Below are 12409 nucleotides of genomic sequence, written 5' to 3' on the forward strand. Positions count from 1 at the left end.
TTCTTCTCGCCACGGTTTTGATCTTTGTTGCGTCCGTTCCTGCTGCAATGGCTGCAGACGAACCGGCGGGCGCGCAAAAAAAACATGACGGTAAAAGCGACAAGCCTGCGGAAAAGCCAAAGATGCTGCCGCAGCCCGCGTCCACAAACACCTTGCCTCACATCGATCCCAGCAGGTTCGGCGACAAACCTGCCGATGAAGCTTTTGGCGCTTATCAGCGCGGGCTTTATTTGACGGCCTTTAATCTCGCCAAGCCACAGGCCGAAAAAGGCGACCCGGCATCGCAAACTCTTATCGCTGAAATCTACGCCCGGGGGCTGGGTGTGCCTGCCGATCAGAAGAAAGCTGCCGAATGGTATGCCAAGGCTGCAGAAAATGGCGTTAACGAAGCTCAGTTTCGCTACGCTGCCCTCTTGCTTCAGGGCCAATACATTCAGAAAGACACCGCCAAAGCTACTCAACTGATGCAAAAAGCTGCCGAAGGCGGCAATGCGATGGCACAGTTCAATTACGGCCAGCTTGTCATGATGAAGGCATCCGGCAAGGCAGGAATCGATCAGGCCTTCCCTTGGTTTGAAAAGGCGGCCGCAGCAAAACTGCCCGATGCAGAATATGCAATCAGCCAAGTTTACGCCAACGGCACTGACAAAATTTCAAAGGATGACAAGAAGGCGCGTGAATATCTGCTTCTTGCAGCGCGCAAGGGCTATGACACCGCACAATATGATCTGGGGCGTTGGCTGATCGAAGGCCGCGGTGGCGACCGCAATTACGAACAAGGCTTTGGCTGGATGCAGATTGCCGCCCAACGCGGTATGGTGTTGGCACAGGCATGGCTCGCCCGCCTTTATCGTGATGGCATCGGCACAGATGGTGATCTGGTAAAATCTGCCGCCTGGTATGTCATCGCACAGCGCGCCGGTTTCCATTCGCCCGATCTCAATGACATGATGGATGGTTTGTCGGACGAGCAACTCAAGGAAGCGATCCAGACCGCTAACAATCTTCGCGTCCGGTGATATCGGGCATCGTTCACGTTTAAAAATGCAAAAAAGCGCGTCACCATAAGGGACGCGTTTTTTCCATTCTTTGCCTTTTGACCCATTCCCCAGGAGCTGACCTTACTGGCTTTCATAAGCCTTCTCGCCGGCCTGATAGACGTAGGTACTGTACCTCGCCCACTTGAGAGGACTAAACGGCCGCAGCAAATCAAATCTCCTGCGGTCTCACAGAAAGAACTTGTGTTCAGACGTAGGGCAGATTTTGGTATCTAGCCCCAAGAAATTGCGATGAAATCCAGAGCTGCGTGATCGAAAAGACCCGAAAAGTCACCACCTATTTGACGAATTTGACGCTGATTTTGGCATTCAGAATAAGCTGAATGCTTGCTCAGGCTTGCACAAAGCCTCGTTTTATGGTCTTGGAGACCCTATTATCGTGGTTCGAGTTAAAGATGGACGCAATCCCCGAAATAAAGCGGGAGATTGCCTTTCTGTCGTGATGCGCCGGGCCGCAACAGTTTTCACATTTATTCCCGGATTAAGCTCATGAAGATCAATGGTAACGAAATCCGCCCCGGCAATGTCATCGAGCATGATGGCGGCCTGTGGGCTGCGGTCAAGACCAATGCCGTCAAGCCTGGCAAAGGCGGTGCCTATAATCAGGTTGAACTGAAGAACCTCATCACCGGCACCAAGCTCAATGAACGTTTTCGCGCTGCTGAAACTGTTGAGCGCGTCCGTCTGGAACAGAAGGACTTTTCGTTCCTTTACGAACAGGGCGAAGCGCTGATTTTCATGGACACCGAATCCTATGAACAGCTCGAACTTCTGAAAGATTTCGTTGGCGACCGTGCAGCCTTCCTTCAGGACGGCATGATGGTCACTGTTGAACTTTACGAAGAAAAGCCAATCGGCATTCGTCTTCCGGAACAGGTGACACTTGCAATCGTCGAAGCCGATCCGGTTGTCAAAGGTCAGACTGCTGCTTCTTCATACAAGCCAGCTGTGCTTGAAAACGGTATCCGCATCCTCGTTCCGCCATTCATCGCTTCTGGCGAACGCGTGATCGTTGACACCAGCGAACTGACATACATCAGCCGCGCATAAACACGCTTATCAACATGCGGCGCTTGTTTCAGGCGCCGCATGTTTTGTCACAGCTAGAGCGCATCCCGAAAAGTGCGAAGCGGTTTTCGGACAAGATGCGCTCTAAACTGTGACTGTTCTTTCTCAGATTACTCAATTCCCCGATTGTTTTCAGGCGCCTCCGCGTCCGAAGCATCAAGATGTCTACTATAACTGTGTGATCCAGCTGGAAGCCACGTTTCGGGATCACGCCAAAAAGGATAAAAGAAATGGCCCGCTCAGCCCTTCTCAATGTCATGGTACAGGCCGCTATGAAGGCCGGCCGCAGCCTCGCGCGCGACTTCGGCGAAGTCCAGAATCTTCAGGTTTCCCTTAAAGGCCCCGGCGACTACGTCAGCCAGGCCGACCGCAAAGCGGAAAAGATCATCTACACGGAATTGAGTCGCGCCCGCCCGGATTTCGGCTTCCTGATGGAAGAATCGGGTGAGGTCGAATCCAAGGACGGTCAGCATCGCTGGCTGGTTGATCCACTCGACGGCACCACCAACTTCCTGCACGGTATTCCAGTTTTCGCAGTCTCTATCGCTCTCGAGCGTCAGGGCCAGATCGTTGCTGGCGTCATTTACAATCCAGCGATGGACGAACTCTACACCGCTGAGCGCGGCGGCGGCGTGTTCCTCAATGATCGTCGTCTGCGTGTTGCAGCCCGTTCCAAGCTGGTCGATTGCGTGATCGGCACCGGCATTCCGCATCTGGGACGCGGCCATCACGGCCATTACCTCGTCGAACTGCGCAATGTCATGGCCGAAACAGCTGGCATTCGCCGCATGGGCGCTGTTGCTCTTGATCTGGCCTATGTTGCTGCAGGCCGGCTTGACGGTTTCTGGGAAGATGGCATGCATCCGTGGGATCTCGGCGCAGGCATGCTGATGATCCGCGAAGCTGGCGGCTTTATCTCCGATAAGAACGGCGGTCAGGATATCTTCGGCACCAAGACCATTGTTGCTGGCAATGAAATTATACAAAAGGCATTGCTCAAGACGGTCAACAAACCAATCTAATGTGACCAGTCTTTCGAGATCTGTAATGCGCCCCGATGATACAACCGGGGCGCATTATTTTTTCGCGCCAGGCGATTCCGCTCCAACCAATTATGCAGTAGGCTCGCGATCACAAAGCTATCCCTAAGGATATCCATGGAGCGAAACGCATGAGCGATTTGAGACTTTCACGGGAACGACTGGACGATGCGCGGGACTATGACCCCTACCGCCTGAGCAGCCCGAGAATTGTCATTCTCTCCATGGTGATCTTTCTCATCATCGTTGCATTTCTGGCAGCGGTGCTCATGCGGCAGATCCACACATTCTTCGTCACCAATCCCGGTCTAAATGGCCTGATTTTCGGTGTTCTGCTCATAGGCATCCTGCTGGCATTCGGTCAGGTGCTGCGATTGCTCCCGGAAATCCGCTGGGTCAATTCATTCCGCGATGGTGAACGCGACGGAGCCACGCGTCCACCTGTGCTGCTGGCTCCCATGCGTGCTTTGATCGGGCGCAGGCAATCCATGGCGCTCACAACCGCGTCGATGCGCTCCATCCTTGATTCGATTGCCACACGCCTTGATGAAAGCCGCGATATATCGCGCTATCTGATCGGCCTTCTGGTGTTCCTCGGCCTGCTCGGCACTTTCTGGGGGCTGCTTGAGACAGTCGGTTCCATCGGTAAGACCATTCAGTCGCTTGATCCAGGCTCCGGCAGCACAACCGATGTACTCGATTCGCTCAAAGCCGGTTTGCAAGCGCCGCTTTCAGGTATGGGCACTGCGTTCTCATCCTCGCTCTTTGGCCTTTCCGGCTCGCTAATCTTAGGCTTTCTTGATCTGCAAGCAGGACGCGCGCAGAACCGCTTCTACACCGAACTTGAAAACTGGCTTTCGTCGGTCACGGATCTTAACTCCGATCTGTCGCCGGAAGAGAATATCGGTGGTATGCGCAACCTCGCCGAACACGTGCAGAACCTGCAAGGTGGCGAGGCCTCCAGCCAGCGCACATCGGCAGCACTCGCCAATCTGGCTGAAGGCATTCAGGGGCTCGTCAAAAGCATGCGCAGCGAACAGCAGATGATGCGCGACTGGGTCGAGAAACAGGCGGAAGAACAAAAAGCCATCCGCGAGACGCTCGACCGTCTCAACAAAGCCATCGGCTCAAAAGCCGCAAATGAGCGGCCGACCGACAACAAGCGGCCGGAGTAAGCATCATGGCTCTTGCTCGTAACCGCCGCCCACAGCGTCATGTCGATTACTGGCCCGGCTTTGTTGATGCGCTGACGACCCTGCTTCTGGCCATTATGTTCCTGCTGACGGTCTTCGTGCTGGGGCAGTTTCTGTTAAGCCGCGATGTCGACAGCAAGGACAGCGCGCTTGCACGTCTCAACAGCCAGATACAGGAACTGACGCAGCTACTGTCGCTCGAAAAAAGCAATTCGCAAGATATGCAGGACACGATTGCCAACCTGCAAGCTTCGCTTTCAGGCGCTGAAAGCGAGCGTTCACGTCTTCAAGCTTTGCTCAATGAAGGAACCGGCGCAGGTGCTGCTGCAGAAAAGCGCGCAGGCGAACTTGGCCAGAGCCTTGATGCGGAGAAGCAGGTCAGCGCGCAGGCGCTTTCGCAAGTGGAACTGCTCAATCAGCAGATTTCCGCTCTTCGGCGCCAGATTGCAGCACTTGAAGATGCGCTCAACGCTTCCGAATCGCGTGACCGCGAATCGAATGCCAAGATTGCCGATCTTGGCCGCCGCCTCAATGTGGCACTGGCACAGCGCGTGCAGGAACTTAACCGCTATCGCTCGGATTTCTTCGGCCGCCTGCGTGCGATCCTGTCGGACAAGGAAAACATCCGCATTGTCGGCGACCGTTTCGTGTTCCAGTCAGAGGTGCTTTTCCCGACTGGTTCGTCTGACCTCAACCCTGCGGGGCAGGACGAAATGAAAAAGCTCGCTGATGCGGTTATCACGCTCAATCAGGAAATCCCGGACGACATCAACTGGGTTCTGCGTGTTGATGGGCATACCGATAACGTACCGCTCACAGGCATGGGTCGCTTCCGTGACAACTGGGAACTTTCTTCGGCTCGTGCGACGGCTGTGGTGAAATATCTGATCGCTAACGGCGTTCCAGCCAACAGGCTTGTCGCAGCCGGCTTCGGCGAATATCAGCCACTCGATAGTTCAGACGCGCCCGATGCCCGCGCCAGAAACCGCCGTATCGAGCTGAAACTCACTGAGAGATAAAAGAGCGCATCCCGAAAAGTGTGAAGCGGTTTTCGGATAAGATGAGCGCAAAATAAGTAAGGGGGCTCAATGGCCCCCTTTTCATTTGCCGAAAACGCCTGCGCCGGCCTCAAACTGCAGCTTGGCGAGGCGCGCATAAATGCCGCCCTGTGCAACAAGAGTCTGATGCGTGCCTTCTTCCACGATCTGGCCCTTATCGAGCACCAGAATACGGTCGGCTTTAAGCACGGTCGCCAGACGGTGAGCCACGACAAGCGTCGTGCGATTATCCATCAGACTATCAAGCGCCTTTTGCACCAGCATTTCACTTTCTGCATCCAGCGCAGACGTCGCTTCATCAAGCAGCAAGATTGGCGCAGCTCGCAAGATAGCGCGCGCTATGGCAATGCGCTGACGCTGACCACCGGAAAGCGTGACACCGCGCTCACCAACCTCTGTGTCATAGCCCTTGTCCAGCGCCAGAATGAAATCATGCGCCAAAGCGGCTTTCGCGGCCGCTTCAATGTCGGCGTCGCTCGCACCCGGCCTGCCAAAACCAATATTCTCACGAATGCTGGTTGCAAAGATTGCTACATCCTGTGGCACCACAGCAATACGCGCACGCACAGCGACAGGATCCGCTTCAGGCAGCACCACACCGTCCATCAGCACAGAACCTGCCTGTGGATCGTAATAGCGCATCACCAGCGAGAAGATCGTGCTTTTACCTGCACCTGATGGCCCAACGATCGCAACCGTCTCACCGGGCTTTACAGTAAAGCTCACGCCATTGAGTGAAGGAGCATCAGGACGTGTCGGATAAGAGAAATGCACCTTATCGAAGCTTAATTCCCCGCGCGGCGGTTCTGGCAATGCGACTGGCTTCAAAGGCGCTGCAATATCGGGATTCTCATCGAGAATCTCTGCAAGACGCTCTGTGGCTCCAGCCGCCTGCGCGAGTTCACCGCCCACTTCCGAAAGTGCACCGAATGCGCTGGCCGCAAAAACAGCATAGAGAACGAACTGACCCAATGTACCCGCCGTCATAGTGCCAGACAGCACATCACGCGAACCGAACCAAAGGACGGCGACAACACTGGAAAAAATCAGGAAAATAGCAAACCCGGTCAGGATTGCGCGTGCCTTGATCGAGGAGCGTGCGGCCTGATAGGCCTTTTCGACAGCGCCCGCAAAGCGGCCCACCACCATATTTTCATTGGTGAAGGCCTGCAAAGTGCGCATGGCACCAATTTGTTCGCTCGCATAGGCATTGGCATGGGCAAGCATATCCTGCGTCATGCGTGAGCGACGGCGCACAGAGCGACCAAAAGCAATCAGCGGGATAACGATCAGCGGAATGGCTCCGATCACCAGCGCAGAGAGCTTCGGGCTTGTGATCACCATCATGATGAGCGCGCCGATGCCGAGAATAAGGTTCCGCAGTGCAACAGAAGCGGTCGCGCCAACAACTGACTTGATCTGCGTGGTATCGACTGACAGACGCGAAACGATTTCGCCCGATTGCGAGCGGTCAAAGAATTCCGGCGAAAGACTGGTGACATGCGAGAACACCGCATTGCGCAAGTCAGCCACCACGCGTTCGCCGAGCGAGATAACAAAGAAATAGCGAAGCCCCGAGGCAACGGCCAAAATGAGCGCCAGTGCCACAAGCATGCCGAAATAATTATTGACGAAGATCGCATTAGCGCCCGTGAAACCGTGATCGATCATCCGGCGTACGGCGACTGGAACGGCAAGCGTCGTCACAGCAGCAAGAACCAGCGAGAAAAGAGCGCCCACAACCAGAATCTTATAGCGTGAAAGGAAGGGGATCATACGCTTCAGAGGCTTCAGCGAGCGGCGTTTACGGCCTTCCTGTGCATCGAAATCGGGATTCATGCGAATTTGACTGTCTCTGCTGGCCATTCTTGAGATTGCGCCCTTGTTATTGCTGTGCGCCTGATGTATAGGCTCGCCAACCCTTTTGGAAGCCGTTGCCTGCAAGTAACGGGTCTTCATATCTGCCATTGGGCGAAAGTGCCGCAGTTTTAAACATTAGAGCTGGGCTTTTCTTCCCAGACTTTCAGGATTGAGAAGATGAAAGCTGATATCCATCCCGACTACCACACCATCAAGGTCGTGATGACCGATGGCACCGAATACTCGACCCGCTCGACCTGGGGCAAAGAAGGCGATACGATGAACCTCGATATCGACCCGACCACGCACCCAGCCTGGACCGGTGGTTCGCAGACCCTGCTTGATCGCGGCGGCCGCGTAACCAAGTTCAAGAACCGTTTCGGCAATCTCGGTATCTAATACCGTCATTGATGAACTTACGAAAAACCTCGCTCTAGCGAGGTTTTTTGTTGTCCGAATTTCAAGAAACGCGCCCAATAAAAAACTCCCGGACAAGCCGGGAGTTTTCATCTCGTGTGCTGTAGCTTAAAATCAGGCGCTCAGCTTTTCCATAACTTCATCGCTGACTTCAAAGTTGCTGTAGACATTCTGAACGTCATCATCATCTTCGAGAACATTGAGAAGCTTGAGGACGGAACGTGCCTTTTCCTCATCGAGTTCAGTATTGGTCTGTGGCTTCCAGATCGTCTTGATCGATTCGGCTTCACCCAATGAGGCTTCGAGGGCCTTGGACACTTCACCGATGTCTTCAAAGGCGCAGAGGATCACATGCTCTTCTTCGCCGGACTGAACGTCATCGGCACCCGCTTCAATAGCCGCTTCCATGACCTTGTCGGCATCGCCAACAGCAATCTTGTAAACGATCTCGCCAACGCGATCGAACATGAAAGCTGCAGAGCCGGTTTCGCCCAGCGCGCCACCCGACTTGGTGAAAGCAGCACGAACATTGGATGCGGTGCGATTACGGTTGTCAGTCAGCGCTTCAACGATGACCATAACGCCGCCCGGGCCGCGGCCCTCGTAGCGCACTTCATCATAGTTTTCACCGTCATTGCCGGCGGCCTTCTTAATGGCGCGTTCGATATTGTCCTTCGGCATCGACTGCGCCTTGGCGTTCTGAATTGCCAGACGCAGGCGCGGGTTCATCAATGGGTCAGGCAGACCCTGCTTGGCCGCGACAGTAATTTCGCGTCCGAGCTTGGAAAACATTTTCGACCGCACGGCATCCTGGCGCCCTTTGCGATGCATGATATTCTTAAACTGTGAATGGCCAGCCATGGCACCCCTGTTCTGTTCTAATGAAGCGCACGGAGAAAGCGTCACATGAGAATAGGGCAGGCCACAGCTCGGGCCACCGTGCTTTCCGTGCAGAATGCGCGCGTTATAAGGAATTGAGCCTCATTCGTCCAGCAAAAGCGCTAATTTGCTGTTTCCTATGTCGATAATGCACTTAAACCTCGACGTGATGCTGCAAACAAATTATCTATAAAATCATGAAACAGCGCTCCAGTGATACTCCCGGCGAAACCATAGCCGTCCGCATCAGCCGCATCCTCGCGGACCGTATCATTGCGGGCGAGATCGAGCCGGGCAGCAAACTGCGGCAGGATCATATTGCCGAAGAATTTGAGACCAGCCATGTGCCTGTGCGCGAGGCTTTTCGGCGGCTTGAGGCGCAAGGACTTGCCGTTTCGGAACCGCGCCGGGGTGTGCGTGTTGCGTCATTTGATATCAGCGAACTCCATGAAGTAGCCGAAATGCGGGCAGCACTGGAAGTCCTGGCACTGCGTCATGCGGCCCCTCATATCACCCGCGCCACACTCGATGCTGCAGAACAGGCAACCCTTGAGGGCGATAAATCGCGCGATGTGAAAAGCTGGGAAGATGCCAATCGTCGATTTCACCGATTGATTCTCGAACCCTGCAAAATGCCCCGCCTGCTCGCCGCCATAGATGATCTTCACGCGGCCAGTGCGCGTTTTCTGTTTGCCACCTGGCGCTCGGAATGGGAAACCCGGACAGATCACGATCATCGCGCGATTCTAACAGCACTCCGGCAAAACGATGTCGACGTTGCAGCCACGATTCTTGCCCGTCATGTGCAGTGGATTGGCCATCGTCCGGTCAAGACTGCTTCCGGCAAAACACGCGATTCCTTTGCTATCGTCGGCTGACCAATTCAAAAACACGTCAATTGTTCCTTGTATTCCTGATGCTTAAGCCTCGGGAATGGCGATTTATATATTTTATGAATTTCGCACTTGCCAAACCCACCATTTCGCAGGAGTTTAAATAGATCGAATCTAGTTTTTATCTATAATTTGAGGACGCTATGATAAGCATCACGCAATCCCGCGCAACGTTCAGCCCACTCAATCTGGAATCCCGTTCACCGGCAATGCGTCTCGCAGCTGTTGCATTCGGCACATTGGTTCTGGCGATTTCATCACAGGTCGCAGTACCGATGATTCCAGTTCCGATCACCTTGCAGACACTGATCGTCCCACTGATTGGTGCGCTATATGGCTGGCGTCTTGGCCTCGTTACCGTTCTGGCATGGCTCGGCGAAGCCATGATCGGCTTGCCTGTCCTGGCTGGCGGAGCAGGCGGTATTCAGCATTTTGCTGGCCCGACGGCGGGCTATCTCGTCTCGTTTCCGATCATCGCAGCCATGACAGGCTATCTGGCAGAACGCGGCTGGAACGGCAAACGCGCTGGCCTTGCTTTCGTATCGTTTCTCGCTGCAAACCTTCTCTGCCTCGCACTGGGTGCAGCGTGGCTTGCAGGCGCTATCGGCATTGAAAAGGCCGTTGCGTTTGGCGTAACGCCATTCCTCATCGGCGCGCTCATTAAGTCGGCGCTCGGTGCTGCAATTCTCAAAGCATCGGCGAAGGCCTGATACGAAACGATGACTGTGCGCCTGCGCGGCCATCATCTTCTTTGCATGCTGACCTATATAGGCAAAGGCTACAGTCCGGCTTTCGTGGAAAATTATGACACGATTGCCGGGCGGATCATGCATGGAGAAGATATCGAACTCATCACTGGGCCTGACGATATTTGCCAACCTCTGCTTTGCGAAGGTGATTGTCACTGCTTCAACAGAAGCGTCGTCTTTCGTGACAAGCTGGCGCTTGAGGCAGTGTCCGATCTGTTGGGCACAAAGCTCTCTGCAGGTACATTGTTTGACCTCAACACAGAGAAGCTCGCTCAGATGCGCGCAGCTTTTACCGAAGGCAGCCTCCGCAAAGCCTGCCGCTCCTGCGAATGGTCTGATCTTTGCACGCGCATTTCTGTCACCGACAACTATGCGAATGTCAAAATTGCCATAAGATAAAGCAAAGCCGCCCTTTTCATCAAAGGGCGGCTTTTCATTTCAGACAACTATCCCTGTTTTCGCTTACGCCGGGCGAGCATATTGAGAGCTTCGACCAGCGCCGAGAAGCCCATAGCCGCATAAATATAGCCCTTTGGCACATGGAAGCCGAAGCCATCGGCGATCAGCGTCATACCGATCATCAACAGGAAGCCGAGCGCCAGCATCACAATGGTCGGATTGTTGGCAATGAACCGCGACAGCGGGTCAGCAGCAAGCAGCATGACGGTAACAGCGGCAAGCACTGCAATCACCATGATTGCAATCTCGTCGGTCATACCGACGGCGGTAATGATCGAATCGACTGAGAACACCAGATCGAGGATCAATATCTGCACGATGGCAGCTCCCATCGTCAGCTGAACGACTTTGCCGCCGATGTTCTCCTTGCCGTCTTCCGGATCGACAGTGTGGTGGATTTCCTTGGTCGCTTTCCACACGAGGAAAAGACCACCGGCGATCAGAATAATATCACGCCAGGAGAAACCATGATCGAAGGCGTGGAAGACCGGTTCTTTAAGCTGCACGATGATCGAGATCGTAAACAGCAATGCCAGACGCAAAATGAGCGCTGCACCAATGCCAATGCGCCGTGCTTTGGATTGCAACTCGGCGGGAAGCTTATTGGTCAGAATCGATATGAAAATAAGATTGTCGATGCCAAGGACGACTTCCATCGTCACCAGCGTGATCAGTGCGGCCCATCCGCCTGGGCTTGAAAGAAATGCCAGATGCTCGGCAAAAAATTCCATTGAGTCGTGTCCCCTTACGAAAGCTCATCGCCAGGAAATAGGAACTCCGCAAAAACGTTCAACCGGCGGCGATCACCTATCTGCAATCAGCCGCCCGATTGACGATAACTTCGTAAATCAGCAAAAAATGAAGCGTTACAGCGGTTCCCGCTTTTGGCTCAAATGCTTTATTTCCAGAACGATGGAATGGTCTCTTCAAGCCTTGCGCCGATACGCAAAGGGGCCGCTTTTTCTGCAAGTCCTGTACGATCCGATATCTCTATCCCGACACCGCAAATCGTGGCCGGCCCGCTGGCCGCTTCAAAACGACCTTTGGGCACCTTTGACAGAAAGCGGTTGAGCGGCTCTTCCTTATCCATACCAAGCGATGAGTCATAATCGCCGCACATGCCTGCATCAGACATATAGGCCGTACCGTTGCGCAGAATCTGGCAATCCGCGGTCGGTACGTGGGTGTGCGTTCCAACAACAGCGCTGGCACGGCCATCGACAAAATGGCCGAAGCATTGCTTTTCGCTGGTTGCTTCCGCATGAAAATCGAAAAATACCGCATCCGCCTGTTCACCGAGCGGGCAGGCTTCAAGAATCTTCTCGGCAGCGATGAAAGGATCATCGAGGTCCGGATGCATGAACACACGGCCCATCACGTTGGAAACCAGCACGCGCGCGCCGTTCTTGGCGATGTAAAGCCCCTCGCCCTTACCAGCCGTTCCTTTCGGAAAATTGGCCGGACGCAGAAAACGGTCTTCACGCTTGGAGAAGTCCAGCGCCTCACGCTGATCCCATACATGATTTCCCGTCGTCACCACATCCGCGCCCGCGCGGATCGTGTCGTGGAAAATCTCTTCGGTAATGCCGAAGCCGCCAGCGGCGTTTTCACCGTTGACGATCACAAAATCCAGCTTGAGATCAGAAATCAGCCCCGGCAGCTTTTCATAGACCGCCGTGCGCCCCGACCGGCCCACCATGTCACCAAGAAAAAGTAATCTCATAAATGCGTCTTT

Annotated in this window: 13 protein-coding genes; 9 read left to right on the plus strand and 4 right to left on the minus strand. The window is 54.3% G+C overall.

Annotated features, from left to right (window positions below):
- Positions 1–47: 47 nt before the first annotated feature.
- The 5 genes from ACSME1_RS04870 to ACSME1_RS04890 all read left to right on the plus strand — a co-directional run bounded on the left by ACSME1_RS04870 (position 48) and on the right by ACSME1_RS04890 (position 5378).
- On the plus strand, positions 48–1019 hold the full coding sequence (locus ACSME1_RS04870; protein WP_374844480.1) for a tetratricopeptide repeat protein: 972 nt from the start codon (positions 48–50) through the stop codon (positions 1017–1019).
- 528 nt (positions 1020–1547) lie between these two features.
- On the plus strand, positions 1548–2108 hold the full coding sequence (gene efp, locus ACSME1_RS04875) for an elongation factor P (protein WP_024895723.1): 561 nt from the start codon (positions 1548–1550) through the stop codon (positions 2106–2108).
- Between the two features lie 248 nt (positions 2109–2356).
- Entirely contained in the window at positions 2357–3148 is a 792-nt protein-coding gene (locus tag ACSME1_RS04880) for an inositol monophosphatase family protein (RefSeq protein WP_024895724.1), read from the plus strand.
- Between the two features lie 149 nt (positions 3149–3297).
- Positions 3298–4341, plus strand: a complete 1044-nt coding sequence (locus ACSME1_RS04885) for a MotA/TolQ/ExbB proton channel family protein (RefSeq protein WP_024895725.1) — start codon at positions 3298–3300, stop codon at positions 4339–4341.
- 5 nt (positions 4342–4346) lie between these two features.
- Positions 4347–5378: a peptidoglycan -binding protein gene (locus ACSME1_RS04890; RefSeq protein ID WP_024895726.1), complete on the plus strand. Its 1032-nt coding sequence runs from the start codon at positions 4347–4349 to the stop codon at positions 5376–5378.
- Positions 5379–5459: 81 nt separating this feature from the next.
- Here the strand turns inward: ACSME1_RS04890 and ACSME1_RS04895 are convergent, their stop codons facing one another.
- Entirely contained in the window at positions 5460–7385 is a 1926-nt protein-coding gene (locus tag ACSME1_RS04895; RefSeq protein ID WP_105706846.1) for an ABC transporter transmembrane domain-containing protein, read from the minus strand.
- Between the two features lie 69 nt (positions 7386–7454).
- On the opposite strand from ACSME1_RS04895, the gene rpmE reads away from it, so the two are divergent.
- On the plus strand, positions 7455–7676 hold the full coding sequence (gene rpmE / locus ACSME1_RS04900) for a 50S ribosomal protein L31 (protein ID WP_024895728.1): 222 nt from the start codon (positions 7455–7457) through the stop codon (positions 7674–7676).
- 132 nt (positions 7677–7808) lie between these two features.
- On the opposite strand, the gene ACSME1_RS04905 is transcribed toward rpmE, so the two are convergent.
- The gene (locus ACSME1_RS04905; protein WP_024895729.1) at positions 7809–8555 is read right to left on the minus strand and encodes a YebC/PmpR family DNA-binding transcriptional regulator; all 747 of its coding nucleotides are present in this window, start codon (positions 8553–8555) and stop codon (positions 7809–7811) included.
- A 215-nt stretch (positions 8556–8770) separates the two neighbouring features.
- Here ACSME1_RS04905 and ACSME1_RS04910 point away from each other — a divergent pair, with 215 nt between their 5' ends.
- The 3 genes from ACSME1_RS04910 to ACSME1_RS04920 all read left to right on the plus strand — a co-directional run bounded on the left by ACSME1_RS04910 (position 8771) and on the right by ACSME1_RS04920 (position 10614).
- Entirely contained in the window at positions 8771–9451 is a 681-nt protein-coding gene (locus ACSME1_RS04910) for a GntR family transcriptional regulator (RefSeq protein WP_105706848.1), read from the plus strand.
- A gap of 158 nt (positions 9452–9609) precedes the next feature.
- On the plus strand, positions 9610–10176 hold the full coding sequence (locus ACSME1_RS04915) for a biotin transporter BioY (RefSeq protein WP_105706850.1): 567 nt from the start codon (positions 9610–9612) through the stop codon (positions 10174–10176).
- A gap of 9 nt (positions 10177–10185) precedes the next feature.
- Entirely contained in the window at positions 10186–10614 is a 429-nt protein-coding gene (locus tag ACSME1_RS04920) for a DUF1284 domain-containing protein (RefSeq protein ID WP_105706851.1), read from the plus strand.
- A gap of 47 nt (positions 10615–10661) precedes the next feature.
- Here the strand turns inward: ACSME1_RS04920 and ACSME1_RS04925 are convergent, their stop codons facing one another.
- Both ACSME1_RS04925 and ACSME1_RS04930 read right to left on the minus strand, forming a co-directional pair.
- Complete coding sequence (locus ACSME1_RS04925) at positions 10662–11405, minus strand: TerC family protein (RefSeq protein WP_024895733.1); 744 nt, start codon at positions 11403–11405, stop codon at positions 10662–10664.
- A gap of 167 nt (positions 11406–11572) precedes the next feature.
- A complete protein-coding gene (locus ACSME1_RS04930; protein ID WP_024895734.1) occupies positions 11573–12397 on the minus strand; it encodes a TIGR00282 family metallophosphoesterase in 825 nt (274 codons plus the stop codon).
- Between the last annotated feature and the right edge of the window lie 12 nt (positions 12398–12409).

The organism is Brucella pituitosa (assembly GCF_965577835.1).
Lineage (GTDB): Bacteria > Pseudomonadota > Alphaproteobacteria > Rhizobiales > Rhizobiaceae > Brucella > Brucella pituitosa.